Annotated in this window: 15 protein-coding genes; 11 read left to right on the top strand and 4 right to left on the bottom strand. The window is 72.2% G+C overall.

Annotated elements, in window-relative coordinates; all coding sequences use genetic code 11:
* Positions 1-21: 21 nt before the first annotated feature.
* Both ACGFH8_RS01735 and ACGFH8_RS01730 read right to left on the bottom strand, forming a co-directional pair.
* Positions 22-1,272: a glutamate-5-semialdehyde dehydrogenase gene (locus ACGFH8_RS01735; protein WP_393361850.1), complete on the bottom strand. Its 1,251-nt coding sequence runs from the start codon at positions 1,270-1,272 to the stop codon at positions 22-24.
* Entirely contained in the window at positions 1,265-1,987 is a 723-nt protein-coding gene (locus ACGFH8_RS01730; RefSeq protein ID WP_393361847.1) for a thioesterase II family protein, read from the bottom strand. The genes ACGFH8_RS01735 and ACGFH8_RS01730 overlap by 8 nt, the downstream gene beginning before the upstream one ends.
* A gap of 346 nt (positions 1,988-2,333) precedes the next feature.
* Between ACGFH8_RS01730 and ACGFH8_RS01725 the strand changes: the two genes are divergently transcribed.
* The 9 genes from ACGFH8_RS01725 to ACGFH8_RS01685 all read left to right on the top strand — a co-directional run bounded on the left by ACGFH8_RS01725 (position 2,334) and on the right by ACGFH8_RS01685 (position 13,020).
* A complete protein-coding gene (locus ACGFH8_RS01725; protein WP_393361844.1) occupies positions 2,334-3,647 on the top strand; it encodes a KamA family radical SAM protein in 1,314 nt (437 codons plus the stop codon).
* Positions 3,644-4,894, top strand: a complete 1,251-nt coding sequence (locus tag ACGFH8_RS01720) for a pyridoxal phosphate-dependent aminotransferase (RefSeq protein WP_393361841.1) — start codon at positions 3,644-3,646, stop codon at positions 4,892-4,894. Before ACGFH8_RS01725 ends, ACGFH8_RS01720 begins: the two co-directional genes overlap by 4 nt.
* Before the next feature lie 22 nt (positions 4,895-4,916).
* Entirely contained in the window at positions 4,917-5,183 is a 267-nt protein-coding gene (locus ACGFH8_RS01715) for a phosphopantetheine-binding protein (RefSeq protein ID WP_393361838.1), read from the top strand.
* Complete coding sequence (locus ACGFH8_RS01710) at positions 5,180-6,358, top strand: acyl-CoA dehydrogenase family protein (RefSeq protein ID WP_393361835.1); 1,179 nt, start codon at positions 5,180-5,182, stop codon at positions 6,356-6,358. The genes ACGFH8_RS01715 and ACGFH8_RS01710 overlap by 4 nt, the downstream gene beginning before the upstream one ends.
* Entirely contained in the window at positions 6,351-7,871 is a 1,521-nt protein-coding gene (locus tag ACGFH8_RS01705) for an amino acid adenylation domain-containing protein (protein ID WP_393361832.1), read from the top strand. Before ACGFH8_RS01710 ends, ACGFH8_RS01705 begins: the two co-directional genes overlap by 8 nt.
* Complete coding sequence (locus tag ACGFH8_RS01700) at positions 7,865-9,145, top strand: aspartate aminotransferase family protein (protein ID WP_393361829.1); 1,281 nt, start codon at positions 7,865-7,867, stop codon at positions 9,143-9,145. The genes ACGFH8_RS01705 and ACGFH8_RS01700 overlap by 7 nt, the downstream gene beginning before the upstream one ends.
* On the top strand, positions 9,142-10,452 hold the full coding sequence (locus tag ACGFH8_RS01695; protein ID WP_393361827.1) for an ATP-grasp domain-containing protein: 1,311 nt from the start codon (positions 9,142-9,144) through the stop codon (positions 10,450-10,452). Before ACGFH8_RS01700 ends, ACGFH8_RS01695 begins: the two co-directional genes overlap by 4 nt.
* Entirely contained in the window at positions 10,445-11,698 is a 1,254-nt protein-coding gene (locus ACGFH8_RS01690; protein ID WP_393361824.1) for an ATP-grasp domain-containing protein, read from the top strand. The genes ACGFH8_RS01695 and ACGFH8_RS01690 overlap by 8 nt, the downstream gene beginning before the upstream one ends.
* 71 nt (positions 11,699-11,769) lie before the next feature.
* On the top strand, positions 11,770-13,020 hold the full coding sequence (locus ACGFH8_RS01685; protein WP_393361821.1) for an MFS transporter: 1,251 nt from the start codon (positions 11,770-11,772) through the stop codon (positions 13,018-13,020).
* Between the two features lie 39 nt (positions 13,021-13,059).
* Here ACGFH8_RS01685 and ACGFH8_RS01680 read toward each other — a convergent pair whose 3' ends face one another.
* Positions 13,060-14,292 carry an acetyl-CoA carboxylase biotin carboxylase subunit family protein gene (locus tag ACGFH8_RS01680; protein WP_393361818.1) on the bottom strand — a complete coding sequence of 411 codons (1,233 nt, stop codon included), beginning with the start codon at positions 14,290-14,292 and terminating at the stop codon, positions 13,060-13,062.
* 181 nt (positions 14,293-14,473) lie between these two features.
* On the opposite strand from ACGFH8_RS01680, the gene ACGFH8_RS01675 reads away from it, so the two are divergent.
* Positions 14,474-16,657, top strand: coding sequence for a hypothetical protein (locus tag ACGFH8_RS01675; protein ID WP_393361815.1), 2,184 nt, complete (start codon positions 14,474-14,476; stop codon positions 16,655-16,657).
* A gap of 10 nt (positions 16,658-16,667) precedes the next feature.
* Here the strand turns inward: ACGFH8_RS01675 and ACGFH8_RS01670 are convergent, their stop codons facing one another.
* Positions 16,668-17,483 carry an NAD-dependent epimerase/dehydratase family protein gene (locus ACGFH8_RS01670; RefSeq protein WP_393361812.1) on the bottom strand — a complete coding sequence of 272 codons (816 nt, stop codon included), beginning with the start codon at positions 17,481-17,483 and terminating at the stop codon, positions 16,668-16,670.
* 197 nt (positions 17,484-17,680) lie between these two features.
* On the opposite strand from ACGFH8_RS01670, the gene ACGFH8_RS01665 reads away from it, so the two are divergent.
* On the top strand, positions 17,681-20,635 hold the full coding sequence (locus ACGFH8_RS01665; RefSeq protein WP_393361809.1) for an ATP-binding protein: 2,955 nt from the start codon (positions 17,681-17,683) through the stop codon (positions 20,633-20,635).
* The last annotated feature ends 207 nt before the right edge of the window (positions 20,636-20,842 follow it).

Below are 20,842 nucleotides of genomic sequence, written 5' to 3'. Positions count from 1 at the left end.
GGCGGACGGACAGGACACGGGTCAGCCGCGCAGCGCTCCCGCCGCGTCGGTGACATAGCTGTAGGTGACGAGCGCGGCGAGGGTCACCGGACCCCGGACGTGCAGCCGGCCGGTGGCGATGGCGATCTCGGTGCCGAGACCGAGGGTGGGACCGTCGTGCAGCCGCAGCGAGCCGTTGACGACCACCATGGCGGCGTCGACGCCGCGCCGGAACGCGTCGGTGACCTCCGGATCGCGGGCGAGGACGCCCTCGGTGTGTCCGGAGCCGTGCGTGCGGATGTGCTCCAGCGCGGTGGCCGGGCCGTCGACGCCGACGAGCGCGACCACCGGTTCGAGGAATTCCCGGCCGACGTCGTACGGTCCCAGCGGTTCGGTCCGCAACCCGGGCGCCACCGGGACGTCGACCCCGGGGTCGACCCGGAGGGTGAGCGTCGCCTCGGCCTCCTTGAGCTGTCGGGCCAACGCCTCCAGGTACGCCTCGGCCACTGTCGAGTCGACGAGCACCGTCTCCACCGAGGTGCAGCCGGCGGGCTCGGGAAGCTTGCTGTCCAGCGTCACCCGGGCCGCCAGGTCGAGGTCGGCGCTGCGGTGCACGTACAGGTGGTTGACCCCGCCGCCGCTGGCGATGAGCGGGATGGCGCTGGTTCGGCAGGCGTCGACGAGCGCCGGGCTGCCGCGCGGGATCACCACGTCCACCTGGTCTGGTCGTTTCAGCAGGGCGCGGAGCAGCCGCCGGTGCGGGTCGTCGAGGACGGTGACCAGCCCGGTCGGCAGCCCGGCCTCGGCCAGCGCGGCGTGCGCGGTCCGTTCCAGCGCGGCGTTCGTGGCGGCGTTCTCCCGTCCGCCGCGCAGCAGGACGGCGTTGCCCACCACGACCGGCAGCAGCGCGCCGTCGACGGTGACCGTCGGCCGGGCCTCGTAGACCATCAGCACGACGCCGAGGGGGCGGGGCACCCGGTGCACCGTCCGCGCCGCGCCGGTGACCGGGACCTCGACCGTGACCACGGTCTCGATCTCCCGCCGGGCCTGTTCGGTGAGCGCCACCATGCGGTCCCGGTGGGCGTCGGTCAGCCGGAGCCGGTTCACCAGGGTGGGGGGCATGCCGGTCCGTTCGGCCTCGGCGACGTCGTCGGCGTTGGCCGCCACGATCAGCGGCCAGTCGGCGACGAGACGTCGGGCGAGCGCCGCGCAGTAGCCGCGGTAGGCGGGGTCGCCGACCGGCGGCGCGGCGGCGTACGCCGCCCGCGCGGTGGCGAGCAGTTCGTCAGGCACGTGTCGCCTCCGTCGTCGCGGCGAGGAACTCGTCGAGGTGGCCGAGGAGCAACGGCAGTTGTTCGCGGTCGAAGGCGGTGAAGTGCCCGCCGGGCAGCGGTCGCACCGTCAGCTGCGGCGTCGCCGATCGCCAGGCCGCGAGATGAGCGGCGTTCTCCTCCTGGGCGCAGGGCAGCAGCAGGGTGGGGCAGTCGTGCTCACCCGCCACCCGGTAGGCGGTGACCGCGTCGAGGTGGGCCTCGACCGTCCGGGCGACCCGGTCGGCGGGGAATCCGCCGTTCTCGGTCAGCGACTCGCGGACCCGCTCGCGCCACCGTCGCGCGGCCGACGGGTCGCGGTCGATGCCGGCCGCGGGGCTGTCGACCATGACGACCCGCGGTCGGCGGCCCGACGAGGAGCGCAGCCGCGCCGCCAGCTCCCACGCCACGACGCCGCCCAGCGACCAACCGAACAGCAGGTCCGGTGGGTCGGGCAGGCTGTCCAGCAGGGTCAGGTACCTGTCGGTCATCGCGGCGACCGTGGTGTCCGGCGTCTCGCCCGGGGCGAGACCGTGGCCGCGGATGCCGAACACCGGCCCACGACGGCCCAGCTTCAGCACCACGCCCGCGTAGGCGCCGAGGCCGCCGCCGGCCGGGTGGATCAGGACGCTGGACATGCCGGAGCGGGGCCGGCCCATCGGCAGCAGCATCGGCTGCGCGCCGTCCACGCCGTTCACCGCTTCCACCCGCGACCAGTGGCGAGATTCATGAGCAACGCACTCCTTACGTGTGTCGAAGATGACGTAGGTCTATTTCCGTCGTTACCGAAGCCATAAACACCGGCGCCTCCAAGAGTCGATTCAATATGTTGATGGGGGGCTCGAAAATGGTTATCGCCGCTGCTGCCCGACCAGCCATAAAGGTCTTCTATCGCGATATGAGGAAGGCTGATCGGAAGATGTCGTCAGGTCGGTTAGGGCATTGGTGCGGGGGTAGTTGGCGGTGGACGACGCGACCGCCGGCCGGCGGCAATTGATAAGCGTCGAATGGCATTCGGCCCACGTCCGGAGTGAAGGAATTCGTATGACACTGATGCTCGAACAACCGGTGGCCGCCGCTCGTTTCCGGGCCTTCGGTCCGCGCCACATCGGCGAGATCGCCAGCAGGTACGGCCTGCGCCCCGACCTGCGCGACAAAATCGCTCTACTGGCGCACGTCTTTCCGTTCCGGGTCAACGAATACGTCCTCGACCACCTGGTCGACTGGACGCGGCCCGAGAAGGACCCGATGTTCCGGTTGCTCTTCCCCCAGAGCGGCATGCTCTCCGCCGAGGACGAGCAGGCGTTGGCCGCCGTCGTGGACTCGGGTGCCCCCCGGGAGGTCGCCGCCGTGGTCGCCCGCATCCGCGCCGGCCTGAACCCGCACCCGTCCGGTCAGCGGGAGTACAACGTGCCGGTGCACCGGGGTGAGCGTCTGCCCGGCCTGCAGCACAAGTACCGCGAAACCGTGCTCTACTTCCCGACCCAGGGCCAGTCCTGCCACTCGTACTGCACGTACTGCTTCCGCTGGGCGCAGTTCGTCGGCGATCCCGCGCTCCGCTTCGCCACTCCCGGCCCCGACCGGCTGGTGGACTACCTGCGCGACCACCCCGAGGTCAGCGACGTGCTGGTCACCGGCGGCGACCCGATGATCATGAGCACCGAACGGCTGCGCGGCCACCTCGAACCGCTGCTCGACGTGCCGACCGTCCAGACCATCCGGATCGGCACCAAGTCGCTTGCCTACTGGCCGCAGCGCTACGTCGGCGACGCCGACAGCGACGGGCTGTTGCGCCTGTTCGAGCAGGTCATCGCGGCCGGCAAGCAGGTCGCGGTGATGGCGCACTTCACCCATCCGCGGGAACTGCGCGCACCCCTGGTGGCGACCGCGATGCGCCGGATCCGGTCCACCGGAGCGGTGATCTACTGCCAGGCCCCGATGGTCTCGCACATCAACGACCAGGCCGACGTCTGGGCGGAGTTGTGGCGGGCCGAACTGGCCGCCGGAGCGGTGCCGTACTACATGTTCGTCGAGCGCGACACCGGCCCGTACGACTACTTCAAGGTGCCGCTGGCCCGGGCGGTGGAGATCTTCCACGCCGCGTACCGCACGTTGCCCGGCCTCGCCCGGACCGTCCGCGGGCCGGTCATGTCGACCACCTCCGGCAAGGTGATCGTGGACGGTGTCGAGACCCACCCGGACGGCCGCTACTTCCAACTGCGGATGCTCCAGGCCCGCAACCCCGCGTTGGTCGGCCGCCCGTTCCGGGCCCACTACCACACCGGCGCGGCCTGGCTCAGCGAGCTGGAACTGGCCGCCGACGTGCCCGACGACATCCGAACGGCGGTGCTGTCATGACCTCGATGTCACCGAATCTCGCCCTCAACGAAAAGGTCGCTCGCCTGCGCGCCGAGGGACGACCCGTCGTCCACCTGGGTTTCGGCGAGTCCCGCCTGCCCCCGTTCGGGCCCCTGGTGGAGCAGTTGTGCGCGGGCGCCAGCCGCAACGCGTACGGCCCGGTCGCCGGGGCGCCGGACGCCCGGGCGGCGGTGGCCGGCTACTTCCGGCGGCGACGCCTGCCCACCGGCCCCGAGCAGGTGCTGCTCGGCCCCGGCAGCAAGCCGCTGCTGATGGCACTGAACCTGGTCCTGCCGGGTGACGTGCTGCTGCCCCGCCCCTGCTGGAACTCCTACGCCCCGCAGGCCCGGATGGCCGGCAAGCGGGCCTGGGGGGTGCCGATCCCGGACAGCTGCGGCGGCATCCCCGAGCCCACCGCGCTGCGGGAGACGATCGCGGCGGCCCGCCGCGAGGGCGGCGACCCCCGGATCGTCGTGCTCACCCTGCCGGACAACCCGACCGGTACGCTCGCCAGCGCCGAGCTGATCGGCGAGGTGTGCGCGATCGCCGAGGCCGAGAGGTTGACGATCGTCTCGGACGAGATCTACCGGGACGTGCTGCACCGGCCGGACACGCCCTTCGTCAGTCCCGCCGAACTGGTCCCGCACCGGACCGTGGTGACGACCGGCCTGTCCAAGTCGCTGGCGCTGGGTGGCTGGCGGATCGGAGCCTTGCGGGTGCCGCCGGGCGCCGCCGGCCGCCGGTTGCGCGACGGGCTGATCAGCGTGGCCAGTGACCTGTGGTCCACCCTGGCCGGCCCGATGCAGCAGGTGGCGGCGTACGCCTTCGCCGAGCCGCCGGAGATCCGGCAGCGGCTGGCGGCCAGTGCCCGGCTGCACGGCGCGGTGGCCCGGGCCGTGCACCGCTCCGTCGTGGCGGTCGGTGCGACGTGTCGCCCACCGACCGGGGCCTTCTACGTCTACCCCGACTTCACGCCGCTGCGGGAGACGTTGCACATGCGCGGCGTGACCGACTCGGCGTCGCTGGCCCGCTACCTGCTCGACGAACTCGACCTGGCGGTGCTCGCCGGGCACCTGCTCGGCGACGATCCGGACGCGCTGCGCTTCAAGGCCGCCACCAGCATGTTGTACGGCGGCACCGACGAGGAGCAGGAGGCCGCCCTCGCCGCCGAGGATCCGCTCGCCCTGCCGCACGTCGCCGACAACCTGACCCGCGTCGAAGAGGGCTTCGCCAAGCTCGGCGCCTGACCGCATCCCGGGAGAAGACACCATGGACCGATCCACCGTCCACACCGCCGTCATCGAGGTCACCGCCGAGGTCCTCGGCGTCGACCCGGACATCCTGCACGCGACCCCCACCCTGACCAACCTGCCGACCTTCAACTCGTTCCGGATCGTGGAGGTGGTGGAACGCGTCGAGGAGCGCCTCGAGGTCGAGGTCGACCCCATCGAACTGACGCCGGACAACCTGACCCGGCTGGACACCCTGACCGCTCTGTTCGAGCGGACCGCGCTGGGAAGCGGGACCCCGGCATGACCGTCACCGTGACCCGCCCGACCGGGTGGAGCGCCGCCGACCTCGACCGCGCGGTCGCCGAGGTCGCCGAGGTCGCCGCCCGACACGCCACCGAGTGCGACCGCGACGCGAGGTTTCCGGTGGAAGCCCTGGCGGCCATGCGCGCCACCGGGCTGCTGGGCCTGATGGTGCCCGCCGCGCACGGCGGCGCCGGCGGCGACCTCGCCGACCTGGTCGCGGTCAGCGGGCGGCTCTCGCGTACCTGCATGTCGGTCGGAATGATCTTCACGATGCACTGCCAGCAGGTGGCCGCCATCGTTCGCGACGGCGGCGCGCTGCGGGAGGAGCTGCTGCCCCGGATCGCCCGGGGCGAGCTGTACCTGGCCTCCGTGACCACCGAGGCCGCCACCGGCGGTCACCTGCTCTCCTCCGGTACCGCGCTGACCGGCGACGGCGCGGTGGTGCACGTGGACCGGTTCGCCCCGGTCGTCACCGGCGGCCAGTACGCCGACGCGTTCCTCGTCACGATGCAGGCCCCCGACGCCACCTCTCCCACCCAGCTGTCGCTGCTCTACGCGGAGCGCGACCAACTGGAGATCACCGTCCGGGGCGGCTGGAACCCGATGGGAATGCGGGGCACGCACAGCGCCCCGCTGCACCTGCGCGGCGACATTCCGGTCGGGCAGGTGATCGGCGCGCACGGCGGGTTCCGGGACATCGCCGTACGGACCTTCGCCCCGATGGCCCACCTCGGCTGGGCCGCGTGCTGGCTGGGTACGGCCGACGGGGCGCTCAGTCGCGTGGTGACCCTGCTGCGGGCCGAGCGCAGCCGCCGCAACCTCGACTCCGAGTTGCTGCTGCACCGGCTGTCCCGGGTCCGGCAGCGGCTGGACACCGTGCACGCCCTGGTGAGTCACACGGTCGCGGTCCTGACCACGACCGCCGATCCGACGCTCGTCGGGGTGCAGTTGCTCGTCAACGCGGTCAAGCTGACGGCCTCCGAGCTGTGCCCGGCGGCTGTCGACGACCTCGTCGAGCTTCTCGGCATGCGACACGGCTACCTACGTGACTCGGACCTCGCGCTGGAGCGGGCCCTGCGTGACCTGCGATCGGCGCCGCTGAACTACAGCAACGACCGGCTGCACGCGGCCGACGGTGTCCTGGTGCTCATGGATCGCGAGGTGCGTCATGTCTGACACCATGCACGACTGGTTCGCCGCCACGGTCCGCCGGCACCCGGGCGAGCCGGCACTGCTCGTCGACGACGCCACCTTCACCTACCGCGAGTTGGCCGCGCTCGTCGACAGCCTCGCCGCCGACCTGGGCCCGATGCCGACCGGGGCGCGGGTCGGTCTGCTCGCCGCCCGCAGCCCGCTCGCGTACGCCGGTTACCTGGCCATCCTGCGCGGCGGCGGGACCGTCGTACCGCTGAATCCGATCTTCCCCCCGGACCGCAACGCGACGATCGCGGCGCGGGCCGGGCTCTGGACCGTTCTCCTGGACACCACGATGGCCGCGTCGCTGGCCCCGGTGAGTGCCCCGCTCGTGCAGGCGACGCCGGGTGGGCGCGTGGTGGGCCGTGGACGCCGGCGGGACGCTGCCGTCGACCCGCCGGAGCCGACCGGCGAGGCGCCCGCGTACATCCTCTTCACGTCGGGTTCGACGGGCGTGCCGAAGGGGTTGCCGATCCGACACGACAACGTCCGGCCGTACGTCGAGCACCACGTGGCCCGCTACGACGTGGGTCCGGGCAGCCGGCTCAGTCAGACGTTCGACCTCACCTTCGACCCGTCGGTGTTCGACATGTTCGTCACCTGGACCGGTGGCGGCGCCCTGGTGGTGCCCCGCCGCGAGGAGCTGGCCGATCCGGCGGCCTTCGTCAACCGGCACGGGATCACCCACTGGTTCTCCGTACCGTCGGTGGTCTCCCTCGCCGGCCGGATGCGACGCCTGCCGGCCGGCCGGATGCCGGACCTGCGCTGGGGGTTGTTCGCGGGGGAGCAGCTCACCGCCGACCAGGCGGTGGCCTGGCACCGCGCCGCGCCGGACGCGGTGATCGAGAACCTGTACGGGCCCACCGAACTGACAGTGACCTGCACCGGGTACCGGCTGCCCGCCGACCCGGCCGAGTGGCCGCGGACCCGCAACGGCACCGTCCCCATCGGACGCTGCCTGCCACACCTGGAGTACGTGGTCCTGGACGAGCAGGGGCACCCGGCCCACGAGGGGGAGCTGTGCGTACGGGGACCGCAGCGCTTCGCCGGCTATCTCGACCCGGCCAACAACGCGGACCGCTTCGTGAGCTGGTCCCCGGGCCGGGCCGCCACCACCCACCCCGGTTCCGAGCCGTTGACGGAGGACCTGTGGTACCGCACCGGTGACCGGGTCGTCGACGACGGCGGTGAGCTGACCCACCTCGGCCGGCTCGACGCGCAGGTTCAGGTGCACGGCTACCGCGTGGAGCTGGGCGAGATCGAGGCGGTGCTCCGCCGGCACCCCGAGGTCGAGGACGCCGCCGTCTTCTTCGACGGCGTCGACCTGCGCGCCCTGTACGTGGGAGGCGCCCTGCCGGCCGAGCACCTGGCCCGCTGGGTGGCCGCCCGCCTGCCCGGCTACATGGTGCCGGCCCGGATCGCGTCCGTAGAGCTGTTCCCCCGCAACGACAACGGCAAGCTCGACCGTAGGAAGTTGGAGGCCCTGGCGTGTTGAGAGATTCCCACGACGCCCTCTGGTACAACTCCGTCACCCGGCCGGCGATCGACGACGGCCGCATCGCCCGCAGCGCGGTCACCCAGGGCAAGGGATGTTGGGTGCAGGACGCCGCCGGCACCTGGTACCTGGACGCGCGCGCCGCGATGTGGAACACCACGCTCGGCTACCAGGCCGAACGGGTGGTGGAGGCGATGTGCGACCAACTGCGTCGGCTGCCCGTCGCTCAGGTGATCCGCTACGAGGAACCGCCCGAGGTGGCGCTGGAGTACGCCCGCCGCCTCGTCGGCGCGCTGCCCGACCCGCTCAACCACGTCCGCTTCGGCAGCACCGGCTCGCAGATGACGAGCGCCGCGGTCCTGCTGTCGCGGTTCGTCCGCAAGGTTCGCGGCGAGACACAGCGGACGAAGGTCATCGCCTTCACCAACGGCTACCACGGCACCGGGGGCATCGCCAGCGCGCTGACCGGCGAGCGGCAGGCGCACGCGTTGCAGGCGCCGCTGGCTCCGGACGTCCACCACGTGAAGCCGTGGAACCTCGACGCGCTGGTGGGGATGGTCGACCGGCACGGTCCGGAGCGGGTCACGGCGATCATCGTCGAACCCGTCATGGGCACCGACGTGCTCGCCGCCCCGCCCGACACGTTGCGGCAGATCCGCGAGCTGTGCGACAGGCACGACATCCACCTGATCGCCGACGAGGTGACGACGGGCTTCGGTCGGACCGGTGCCCTGTCGGTGATGGTCGACAAGCAGGTGCTGCCCGACCTGCTGATCCTCGGCAAGGGCATCACCTCCGGCTACTTCCCCCTGGCGGCGTTGGTCAGCACCGACGCGATCTTCGACGAGGCGATCTCCCGACCCGAGTACGTCTTCCCGCACGGCTGCACGGCCGACGGTCATCCGGTGGGAATGGCCGCCGGGCTGGCGGTGCTCGACGAGTTGGCCGACGGGTCGCTCTTCGCCCACGTCCGCCGGGTCGGCGATCGACTCCGGGAGCGACTGCGGGACGAGGCGGCCGGCACCGGCCTGATCCACGACGTACGCGGGGCGGGCCTGATGATCGGCGTCGAGCTGCGTGACCGCGGTGAGCGGCCGGGCGCGAGCTTCATGACGACGGTCCGCCGCGCCTGCCAGGAGGCGGGGTTGCTGCTCACCACCACGAACAACACGCTGGTCCTGATGCCGCCGCTGGTGCTGACCGAGGCCGAGGCGGACGAGATCGTCACCCGGCTGGTCCGGGCCCTCGGCACGGTCACCGGGGAGCGGCCGTGAGCGACCGGCGCGGGCTCAGCGTGCACGACCGACCGACAGGCGTCCGGACCGACCGGCCCACGGTCGCCGTGGTCGACGGCTTCGGCTCGGCCAGCCGGCTGACGCAGGCCTTCCAGGCGGCCGGGCACGACTGCGTCCGGGTGCAGAGCGCTGTCGACATCCCCGAGTACTACCGCCGAGAGCTGGACCTGAGCCGCTACGCGGCGAACATCGTCCACCACGGTGACGTGTCGGCGACTGTCGGCCTGCTGGCGGCGTACCGGCCGCGGGCCGTGATCGCGGGCTCCGAGCAGGGGGTCGAGCTGGCCGACGCGCTCGGTGCGGCGGCCGGGCTGCCCGGCAACGGCACGGCGCTGAGCTACGCGCGGCGGACCAAGGACGCCCAGATCGCCACGATCGCCGCGGCGGGCCTGCCGGCCACCCGCCAGCTGCCGGTACGGGACGCGGACCAGTTGGCGGCCTGGCACCGGAAGGTCGGCGGGCGGGTGGTGGTGAAGCCGATCCGCAGCGCCCGCAACGACGGCGTGCACATCTGCGACACGCCCGCCGAGTCGGTCGCGGCGTATCTCCGGATCCGGTCGGCGGTCAACGACTTCGGCCACCGCAACGAGGGTGTCGTCGCCCAGGAGTACCTGACCGGCACCGAGTTCGTGGTGAACACGGTGAGCTGGCGCGGCCGGCACCGGGTCACCGACACCTGGCGCTATTCCAAGATCGACATCAACGGGGTACGCGACCGCATCATCGGCATCCGGTCCGTGCCGCCCACCGAGGCGTGCTGGACAGTGCTGCGCCGGTACGCCTTCGCCGTCCTCGACGCGCTCGACATCCGATACGGGCCCGCCCACCTGGAGATCATCATCACCGGCGCCGGTCCCCGGCTGGTCGAGGTGGGAGCGCGACTGTGCGGATCGGACGTCGCCCGGTACGCCGTCCTCGCCACCGGGGAGTCCCAGATCGACCGGACCGTGCAGGCGTACCTGGACGGCGACCGGTTCCTCGCCGAGATCGACGCCCCCTACCGGTGCGACGCACACGCCGCCATGGCCTTCCTCGTCGCACCCGTCGAGGGCCGGCTCAAGGGGTACCCGCTGCTCGACCAGGTCGAGCGACTGGACAGCTACCGGGGCCGGTCGGTGCGGGTACAACCCGGCGAACTGCTGCGACGCACCGTCGACGACAGCTCCGAACCGCTCGCGGTGGGTCTGGCCCACGCCGACGCGGCGACCGTGGAGAAGGACCTGAACACCATCTGCTACCTCGACGGGCCCGGGTTCTACGAAGTGGAGGAGGACGACAATGGGTGACAGGCGAACAATTGCTCTTGTCGACCCGTACGGCGCTGTCGACAAGCTGGCGGCGGCCTTCGCCGAGGCCGGCCTGGAGTGCGTACGGGTCCAGTCCACGCCGCAGCCGCCGCCCTCCTACGGCGAGGCCGACCTGCGCGGCTACACCGACAACATCGTCCACGACCGGGACTTCGACCACCTGGTGGCCCGGCTGGCGGCGCTGCGGCCGGTGGCCGTGGCGGTGGGCAGCGAGTTGGGAGTGGAGTTCACCGACCAGCTCAACGAGGCTCTCGGCCTGCCCGGCAACGGCACCGCGTTGAGCGAGGCCCGGCGCGACAAGTTCGTCCAGATCGAGACGCTGCGGGCGGCGGGGCTGCCGACCACGCGGCAGCTACGGGTCGCCGAGCCGGACCAGGTGGCGGACTGGCACCGTCAGATCGGCGGCCGGATCGTGGTCAAGCCGGTGCGCAGCGCCCGCAACGACGGGGTCGCCTTCTGCGACACGCCCGAGCAGTCACGGGCCGCCTACCACCACATCATGTCCCGCAACAGCGTCTTCGACGTGCCCAACGAGGGTGTCGTGGCCCAGGAGTACCTGCGGGGCGTCGAGTTCGTGGTCAACACCGTGAGCTGCCGGGGCCACCACCGGATCACCGACATGTGGCGCTACCAGAAGATCACCGTCAACGGCATCCGGGACCGGATCAACGGCATGACCTCCACGCCACACACCGACCCCGACTGGGAGCCGGTCGCCGAGTACTCCTACCGGGTGCTCGACGCGCTGGGGATCCAGTACGGCCCGGTGCACCTGGAGGTGATGCTGACCGCCGACGGACCACGGCTGGTCGAGGCCGGCGCGCGTCTGTGCGGCGCCGACGTCGCCCGCTACGCCGTGCTGCTGACCGGCGAGTCGCAGATCGACCGCACCGCGCAGGCGTACGCCGACCCGGATCGCTTCATCGCCGAGCACCGCAAGCCGTACGCGCTGGACAACCACGGCGCCATGGCGTTCTTCGCCTCCCCGGTCGAGGGCCGGCTGCGCGGCTACCCGCACGTGCGCCTGATCGAGGAACTGGCGAGCTGCCAGGGGGTCACCCTGCGGTTCAAGCCCGGCGAGCAGCTCGTGCGGACCGTCGACGACGAGAGTGAGCCGGTGGTGGTGGGGCTGATCCATCCGGACCGGTCCGTCCTGCTCCAGGATTTCGCCACAGTGTGCTACCTGGACGGATTCGGGTTTTACGACATCGATGCTGGGCAGTGAGCGGTAACGTGCCGTGGCGGCGCGGCCCCGGCGGGGGCGTCTCGGGTGGCTCGAGTGGTCGAGGGGGCAGCGTGGCGGGGGGTTGGCGCCGGGACTTCCGGTTCTTGTGGGCGGGGGAGAGCGCCTCCTTCTTCGGTACCCAGGTGTTCCAGCTCGCCATGCCGCTGACCGCGGTGCTGACCCTGGAGGCCACCCCCGGGCAACTCGGGCTGCTCGGCGCGGTCACCTTCGCCCCGTACCTGGTCTTCGGGATACCCGCCGGCCTGCTCGTCGACCGCTGGCAGCGCCGTGGCGTACTGATCATGGCCAGCCTCGCCCAGGGGGTGGCGATCGGCGCCATCCCGCTGCTCGCGGCGCTGGATCAGCTGACCTTCTCGTGGCTGCTGACGATGGCCTGCCTCGCCGGCGTCGCCCGGGTCTTCTTCCACATCGCCTACCGGTCCTACCTGCCGACGATCGTGCCACCCGAGCAGCTCACCGGCGCCAACTCCCGCCTGACCGCCAGCGAGTCGGTGGCGGAGATCGGCGGTCCCGGCCTCGGTGGCGTGCTGGTGCAGATCCTCGGGGCCCCGTTCGCGCTGCTCGTCGACGCCGTGACCTACCTGGCGTCGGCGGCCGGCGTCACCGCCGTACGGGCCCGGGAGAAGCCGGTCGAGCTCGACGGGACCCCGGTGCGGTCGCAGGTCGCGGAGGGGTTCCGGTTCACCTTCCGCAACCCGTACCTACGGGCGTTCCTCGGCGAGGCTGCCAGCTACAACATCTGCTGGCAGATCGTCCAGACCGTGTTGGTGATCTTCGCTGTTCGGGAGTTGGGCATGAGCCCCGGCACGCTGGGCTTCATGCTCTCCATCGGAGCGGTGGGCGCGCTGCTGGGCGCGGCGCTCACCGAACGCGTCGCGGGTCGGGTCGGTCTCGGTCGTACGCTGCTGGCGGCCGCGATCATCGGCGACCTCGCGCCGCTGCTGCTGCCGGCGACCCAGCGGGGCACCTGGGCCGCGCCGATCTTCGCCGTCGCGTTCTTCATCCAGGGCTTCGGGATCACCGGGTGCAACGTGCACACAATGAGCGTGCGGCAGGCCATCACGCCGCAGCGGCTGCTCGGCCGCACGAATGCCGCGTACCTCTTCGTGGCGATGGGCGTCAAGCCGGCCGGTTCGTTGCTCGGTGGCTGGTTCGGCACGGTGCTCGGCCCCCGCGGCGCCCTCCTGATCGGCACCGTGGGGCTGCTGAGCACCAGCCTGTTCCTCGTCCTCTCCCCGCTGCGCCGCGTCCGTACCCTGCACGACATCCTGCCCGAGGAGCGAACACCCGTGCCCGTCTGAGCGGCGGGCCGGGCCGCGCGCCGCCGGTGCCGGGCCCGCTCAGGCGGTGTCGACCCGCAGCGCCCGCCCGGCCGCGTCCAGCGCGGTCCGGCACTCGTCGGCGTCGAGGCCCAGCGCGATCGCGTACGCGATCCGCCCGTCCATCAGCCCCTGCGGCGGCGGTGACTTCACCTCGCCCGGCTGCGCCAGCGGCCCGTGTTCGACGATCGCGGCGGGCAGCGGGGCCCGGTCGAAGGCGATCTCGGCGATCCGGCTGTTGTCGTGGGGCGGGTAGTAGAACCGGATGGCGGCGACCTGCCGACGCGGCGCGACACGCACCTCCGGCGGGCGTCCGCAGGCAACGGCCGCCGCGGCCAGGCCCACGTCCGCGCCACCGCCCAGCACGTTGAGGTACGGGATCAGCCCGCCACCGATGCGGGCATTGACCTCGATCACCTTCGGCCCCCGCGCGGTCAGCCTCAGCTCGGTGTGCGTCACCCCGCTGGAGAAGCCGAGGGCGGAGTGCGTCCGCTCGATCACCTCGCGCAGCGTCGCGTCGTGCCACAACGGATCCGCCGGATCGACCACGTGCCCGGTCTCCTCGAAGTACGGCGCGAAGCCCACCTCCTTGCGGGCGATGCAGAGCGGGATCACCTCGCCCCGGTGCACCACCGAGTCGACGCTGATCTCCGGGCCGTCGGCGTACTCCTCCACCAGGATGTTGCGCTCGTGCACGGGCAACTCCGGGGCCATCCGGCCGCTGCCGGCGGTGAACCCGACGAACCGGCGTACCGCCGTGGGGTCGTCGGCCTTCACCACGCCGAAGCTGCCGGCCAGCGCGCGCGGCTTGAGCACCACCGGGAAGCCGATCTCCCGGGCCACCGCCTCGGCCTCGTCGCCGCCACCCACAAGTCGCGACTGCGGCTGCGGCACCTGGTGGGCGTCCAGCTCGGCGCGTGTGCGGTGCTTGTCCCGGCAGCGCTCGATCACCGCCGGGTCGCCGGGCAGGCCGAGGGCGGCAGCCATGTGCGCGGCCTGCACGATCCACGTCTCGTCCCAACAGATCACCCCGTCGACCGGGTCCCGCTCGGCCAGCGCCGTGGTGACCCGGACCAGCTCTCCGGTGTCGGCGAGATCGTCGACGACCGTCCAGCCGTCCAGATATCCGCGCTCCCACGTCGGCGGCTCGGTGACCACCAGGTGCACCCGGTACGCGGGACCTATCGATCGGAGCAGGTACTCCCGGTACGCACGGATTCCGGGGGTCACGACGAGGAGATGCGGCGAGCCCATGACTGCAATTTACCGATGTCACTCGATGCCCGCCCGTCCAGCGATCCACGGTTGGTCTTCCTCGGGCGGGGTACACGGCCCCGATGGTGCGGGGTCCCCGGCTGGGTTCGCCCGGCTTGCCGCCGAAAGTGCTCCGGGGGGTCCGATGTCGGGTTCATCAGCGCGGTCGAGCGGGCCGGCGATGACCGACGACGTGGTGGAACTGCGGGTTCACGGGGCCGCCACCGCGAGCGCCGCCCAGGTCCTGGACGTGCCACAGGTCGAGCAGGTCGCGGGCGACCGCAGTGGGGGTTTCTACCGACCTCGCCGCCAGTGTTCGTGCGACAGCGGGGATCGGGTGACGCTGGAGGCGTACCGCTGGGCCGACCTGCCCTCCGGAACCGTGGTCCGGACGCTGTCGCTCGTGTTCCTGCTGCCGTTCATGCTGGCCAACCTGGCGATCTGGATGCGGCCGGCCGACCCCGGCTCGGATGCGCTGGTCAGATCCCTGTGCCGGTTACTGGCGCTCACTCTCACCGCGCTGTACGTGCTCGCCTTCGCCGGCGTCACGCTGGACCTGATCGCGTGGAGATGCATGGGCTCGTCCCGTTGCCTGGCCGGGCGCATCTGGTTGTCCTGGTTGGGTGGGCAACCGGTGGGCCTGCGCCTGGCGGTACTCGCGGTGGTTCCGGCCGCCGCCATCGGCCTGCTCTGGCGGGCCAGCGCACGACCGGGGAAGGTGTTCGACGCGTTTCGGCCTCCCGCGGACGAGGTCTCCGCGCATCGACTCAGCGAGATCGGCCAGTGGGACGCCGGGCCACTTGTGGGCCGGCTGCGCTCGATCCACGTCGCGGCGGCGTTCGCGACACTCGACGTCACTCTGCTCGCCGCCCGAGCCGCGACCGGCGCCACGGCCGGCACGATCGCGCTGGCCGTGGCCAGCGGGACGGTGCTGGCCACCTGCGTGGTCCTCCTCTGCCTGCCCCGGCTGATCGACCGCGCCGCCTCCGACCAGCGACTGGACCGACTCACCCGCACGGTGCGGACGGTCGCCGTCGCCCTGACCATCGTGGTGACGGCCCACGTCCTGGCCAGCCCGACCTCGTGGAAAGAGGGGAACGGCCTGCCCGGCTACAGCCCGGTGCTCACCTCGCTCTTCGTTGCCCAGACGACCCTGCTGGCGGCGCTGGGAGCCGTGCTGCTCTGGCGCCGCGACCGGCGGGGCGGCGTCCCGTTGCTCGGGCTGGGTGCGCTGGTGATCGCGGCCGGCGCGGTCAGTCTGGCGGTGGCGGTGTCCGCCGAGTTCGTCTACCGGGTGGCGGATCTCCTGGACCGCGACGCACCGACCGGAGAGGGTCTGGCCTCCGGCCTGCCACAGGCGTTCACCTGGGCGATCTTCGGCTTCTTCCGGGCCGTGCTGTTCACGCTCGTGGTGGCGGTTCCGGTCGTCCTGATCTCCCGACGTCGCCGACTGCGTGCCGCGGCGGCCATCGTGGCGTGCGACTACCCGGATCGTCCGGCCGGAGCAGCGACCCGACTGCGGCAGGTGCGCAAGGCGATAGCTCGGGCTCGCTTCACGGAGAGACTCGTCCCACTGGCCGTGGTCTACGCCTGTCTCGCCGGGCTCGGCACGGCCACCACCACCGTCGGCCTGCTGGAGTTGCTCCCGAGCGAATCCGTGCAGCGGTACGCACGGCTACCCGGCAGCCTGATCACCTTCTCCATCGCGTTCGGGAGCTGGGGGATCGCCGCGATCATCCTCGGCCTGGCGGTCGGCGGAATCTTCGCCTACCGGACCGTCGAATTCCGGCGCCACGTCGGTGTCCTGTGGGACCTGGGCACGTTCTGGCCCCGGGCCGCCCACCCGTTCGCGCCACCCTGCTACGCGGAAAGAGCCGTGCCGGAGCTGACCCGACGAATCGTCCACCTGGTCTCGCGCGGCAACGCCGTGCTGCTGACCGCGCACAGCCATGGTTCGGTCCTGGCCGCCGCGACAGTGCTCCAGTTGCCGCCGCACATCAGCAGCCGAGTCGCGCTCCTCACCCACGGGTCACCGCTGAGTCGGCTCTACGCGCGACTGTTCCCCGCCTTCGTCGACGACGATGTGCTGCACGAGATCGGCGATCGGGTCGGGTGGCGATGGGTGAACCTGTGGCGCGACACCGACTCGATCGGCGGCTGGATCTTCTCCGCCCATCGGACAGTCGAGCCGGTCACCGTGGCCCGCCCGTCGTCGACGGTGGACCGGCGGCTACGAGACCCCGCCGACGTGGTGGCCCTACCCGGCGACAGCGTCCCGCCACCGATCCAGGGGCACCGGCCCGCCGGGTCGGACCAGCGGTACGCCGAGGCGGTCCGCACGTTGATCGAACGCCTTCGCCGGTGAGGCCTACCGCTCACACGGTGGCGAATCCCTCTCGCCAGGAGGGACAGCTCGGGGCCCAGCCGAGGTGCGTGCGCGCGAACCGGTTGCTCGCTCCCCGCGCCCAGCCCTGCCGCTCGCCCACGGTCACCGCGGGCGCCGGGACTCCGGCCGCCGCGCAGAACGCGGGCACCCACTCCGAGGCCGCGGCGGGCTCGTCGTCGCAGACGTTCACCACGCCGCCGGGCCACTCCAGAGCGGCGACCGCGGCGGTCGCGGCGTCGTCGATGTGCAGCAGGCTACTGACGTTCGCGTCGGCGGGGACCCGGCCGGCGGCGGCGAGCTGGGCCATCAGGCCATCGCGGGCGTACCAGGTGTCCGGCCCGTAGAGCGTGCCGTACCGCAGCACGACCCACTCGGGCGCCTCCGCGACGGCGGATTCGAGCGCGGCGACTCCTGCCACGGTGGTCTGCCGCGGCTCGGCGGCGTCGAGGTCGAGCGCGGTCGTCTCGGTCGCGGGCTCGGCGCCCGGCTCGTACGCCCAGGCGATGCTCTGTGCCACGATCCGGCGTACCCCGGCGGCGAGCGCCGCGTCGACCAGGTTGCGGGTCCCGACCCGACGCAGCCGCGAATTGGCGGCGAGGTCGCGGTTGTTCAGGCTTGTCAGCTGGTGCATCACCACGTCCGGCCGAGCGTCGCGGACGGCTGCCGCCACCGCGTCCCGGTCGAGCACGTCGACGGCGACCGGGCCGGTGCGGGACAACCCGATGACCTCATGCCCCTGGGCGGTCAGGAGCGGCTCGAGCCGGCGACCAATGACGCCTGTCGAACCGGCGAGAACGATACGCATGACTGTGTCTCTCCGTCAGTTCGGTCGGAACGAGCGGCGATGGCTCCGCCCTTCAGCTCGAAGATCATTCGCCCTCCAGCATATCGCCGAAGACCGGGCGGGGAGCCCGCTCCGCGGGGAGCCCGCTCCGCGGGGAGCCCGCTCCGCGGGCGCCGCCGGTACTTGCGCCCGAGCAGCGAAAAGCGAGATCATCACGCATGCTCGACCCCTCGCCCGAGGACAACGGGATCGCGCCGACGGTCTCCACACCGGATTTCGTGGGCCGTGCTCGGGAGATGGCGGCGCTCCGGGGCGCCCTGGCCCGGCCACCGGCGATCGTGCTGGTGGAGGGTGAGGCGGGGATCGGCAAGAGCCGACTGCTGCGGGAGTGGTTGGCGGCGTCCGAGCGGCGCAGCGCCCTGGTGTCGGTGTGCCCACCGCTTCGCGAGTCGCTGACGTTGGGGCCGATCGTCGACGCGTTCCGTGGGATCGACCACCCGGTGTCGCGACTGCCGCTCAGCGCGCTCGCGGGTGCGTTGCGGCCCCTGTTCCCGGAATGGTCCGCGGACCTGCCGCCCGCACTGCCGCCCCTGGACGACGCGAAGGCGGCGCGGCATCGCCTGTTCCGCGCCCTGGACGAGCTGCTGCGGGCCCTGCGTGTCGACGTTCTCGTGCTCGAGGACGCCCACTGGGCCGACGAGATGACGTTGGAGTTCCTGCTGTTCGTCACCTCCCGGCAGCAGACGGACGGGCCGAGCCTCGTGGTCTCCTACCGGCCGGAGGAGGTGGACGACGGATCGCTGTTGTTGCGGCTGACGTCCCGGTTGCCCGCCGGTGTGACCCAGCTGAGGATCGCCCTGGCGCCGATGCGACCCGACGACACCGCGGCGCTGGTGTCCTCAATGCTGGACCGCAACCCGATCTCGCAGGAGTTCGCGACGTTCCTGCACGAGCGGACCGGTGGCCTCCCGCTGGCGCTTGAGGAGTCGGTCCGCCTCATGTACGACCGCGCCGACCTCGTCTTCCGCGACGGGCAGTGGGTCCGGCTGAAGTTGCGCGAGCTACGGGTGCCGCCAACGGTGCGCGACTCCACCCGGGAACGGGTGGGTCGTCTGTCGCCGCCGGCGCAGCAGGTGTTGCGGGCCGCGGCCACGTTGGCTGAGCGGTCGTCGGTGGCCGCGATCGCGGTGACCGCAGGCCTGTCACCCGCCGAGTGTCGAGGCGCCATCACGGAAGCCGCCGACGCCGGTGTCCTGGACGCGGACGACCGTGGCGAGTGGCGATTCCGGCACGTGCTGGCCGCCACGGCCGTCTACGAGGCGATCCCGTTGACCGACCGCAGGCACTTCCACCTGCTGGCCGGCCGTGCCCTGGAGCACGTCCACCCGCCGCCTGTCGCACGCCTCGCCCACCACTTCCGCGCGGCGGGCGAGACGCCGTCCTGGGCGCGGTACGCCGAGCAGGGCGCCGAGTTGGCGGTGGCGTCGGGCGACCACACCAAGGCCGTCGACATGCTTGTCGAACTGCTGTCGTGGGCCGTGTTGCCGCCGCCGGATCGGGCGCGGGTGGCGCGCATCGCCGCGGTTGCCGCACTGGGCCGTCGCGAACCGGTCGACCAGGTCCACCACCGGGTGATCCGTACCCTGCGCGCGGTGCTGGAGACCCCCGGTCTCTCCGCCCGCCAGCAGGCCGAGATCCGCAACCCCCTGGGTCGGCTCCTGATCACGGCGGGTGAGGCGCAGGCGGCGCTCAGCGAGCTCGAGCAGGCGGTGGCCAACCTCGACCACGACCCGGTCGAGGCGGCCCGGGCGATGACCTACCTCGGCTGGGCCTACGCGGGGCCGTGGCCGGCGTCGACCCACAGGCGTTGGCTGGATCGCGCCGCCGAGCTCACCACCGAGTTCGCCTCTCCCGCGGAGCGGCTGAACCTGGCCGGCAACCGGGCCGCGGCGTTGCTCATGCTCGGTGAGGAGGAGGCCTGGGACGTCGTCGCCGGCCTGCCCGTCGACGGCGCGACCTCGGCGGAGCGTCTCGACGTGGCGCGCATCCACGCGAACGTCGGGACCGGCGCGGTGATCTGGGGCCGGTACGCCGACGCGGACACGCACCTCGCCGTGGCCATGCACCTCGCCGAGACCGAGCAGGCGTCCCGGTTGCAACTCAACGTCCGACTCGAACAGGCCAACCTGGCGTGGCTCACCGGCCGGTGGGAGGGTCTCGCCGAGCAGAGCGCGGCACTCGCCGACGCCGACCGGGACCGGCCGGCGCACTACCTCGGCAGCATCCGGCTCGCGGCCCGGCTGGCGGCCGCGGCCGGACGGCGGCGTGCCGCGGAGGAGCAGTTCCGCCTGGTCCTCGAGGAGTCCGCCCGTCTCGGCGCGGCCGACGACACGATGGAGGCCGCCGCCGCGCTGGCCCGGCTGTGGCTGACGGACGGAAACAGCGGCCGGGCTCTACAGGTCACCAACGAGCCGATGGACACCGTCCGGAGGAAGGGCATCTGGATCTGGGCGACGGACCTGGTCCCCGCCCAGATCGAGGCGCACCTCGCCCAGGGCGACCTCAGGACCGCGACCCGCCTGGGCGACCAGCTCGCCAGGGGGCTGCGTGGCCGTACGGCGCCCGCGCCCCGCGCCGCGCTCGCCGTGTGCCGTGCCCTGCTGCTCGCCGCGAGCGGAGACCACGCCCGCGCGGCGACGGCATTCGATCGGGCGGCGCGCGCCTGGAGCGCGTTGCCGCGCCCCTACGACGCCATGCTCGCCCGCGAGCGTCAGGCCGAGGCGCTCATCGCGCACGGCCAGGTCGAGCAGGGCCGGGAGCTGCTGGCCGCACAGTACGAGCACCTGTTCCGGCTCGGTGCCCGCGGCGACGCGGACCGGATCGCGCAGCGACTTCGCGAACACGGCGCCGAGGTTCCGCGACTGTGGCGCGGCGGTCGACGAGGGTACGGCGACCAGCTCTCACCGCGTGAGCTCGACGTGGTCCAACTTGTCGTCGCCGGCAAGACCAACCGGGAGATCAGCCGGATCCTGGCCAAGTCACCGGCCACGGTGGATCAGCAGCTCCGTGCGGCAATGCGCAAGTTGAAGGTGACCTCCCGGACCGCGCTGGCGGTCAAGGCGGTGGAGGCCGGAGTGTTCGCCGAAGAGGACTCCCTCGACGTCCCGTCGTGAAAATTGACGTATCCGCTGGATAGCGACGGCCGCTCGTCCACCCCGAGCATGGCTTCGTGATCCATAGCCACTGGGCAATGCGTGCCTGAGCGACACGTCACGCGTGACGACGCCGCCATCGAGGACCCACCGACACCCGAGCCGCCCCGCGAGCCGCGCGCCAGCGCCCCCGACGCCCATGACGCCGACGGTGCCGACGACCGCACG

This window comes from Micromonospora sp. NPDC049175 (genome assembly GCF_043197345.1).
Lineage (GTDB): Bacteria > Actinomycetota > Actinomycetes > Mycobacteriales > Micromonosporaceae > Micromonospora.
This window is presented reverse-complemented; position numbering and strand designations above follow the sequence as displayed.

Excerpts from the sequence above, each read along its gene's own strand:
- ACGFH8_RS01690 (WP_393361824.1), top strand. The coding sequence starts at position 10,445 with ATGGGTGACAGGCGAACAATTGCTCTTGTCGACCCGTACGGCGCTGTC.
- ACGFH8_RS01725 (WP_393361844.1), top strand. The coding sequence starts at position 2,334 with ATGACACTGATGCTCGAACAACCGGTGGCCGCCGCTCGTTTCCGGGCC.
- ACGFH8_RS01675 (WP_393361815.1), top strand. The coding sequence starts at position 14,474 with ATGACCGACGACGTGGTGGAACTGCGGGTTCACGGGGCCGCCACCGCG.
- ACGFH8_RS01705 (WP_393361832.1), top strand. The coding sequence starts at position 6,351 with ATGTCTGACACCATGCACGACTGGTTCGCCGCCACGGTCCGCCGGCAC.
- ACGFH8_RS01710 (WP_393361835.1), top strand. The coding sequence starts at position 5,180 with ATGACCGTCACCGTGACCCGCCCGACCGGGTGGAGCGCCGCCGACCTC.
- ACGFH8_RS01670 (WP_393361812.1), bottom strand. The coding sequence starts at position 17,483 with ATGCGTATCGTTCTCGCCGGTTCGACAGGCGTCATTGGTCGCCGGCTC.
- ACGFH8_RS01665 (WP_393361809.1), top strand. The coding sequence starts at position 17,681 with ATGCTCGACCCCTCGCCCGAGGACAACGGGATCGCGCCGACGGTCTCC.
- ACGFH8_RS01720 (WP_393361841.1), top strand. The coding sequence starts at position 3,644 with ATGACCTCGATGTCACCGAATCTCGCCCTCAACGAAAAGGTCGCTCGC.
- ACGFH8_RS01715 (WP_393361838.1), top strand. The coding sequence starts at position 4,917 with ATGGACCGATCCACCGTCCACACCGCCGTCATCGAGGTCACCGCCGAG.
- ACGFH8_RS01680 (WP_393361818.1), bottom strand. The coding sequence starts at position 14,292 with ATGGGCTCGCCGCATCTCCTCGTCGTGACCCCCGGAATCCGTGCGTAC.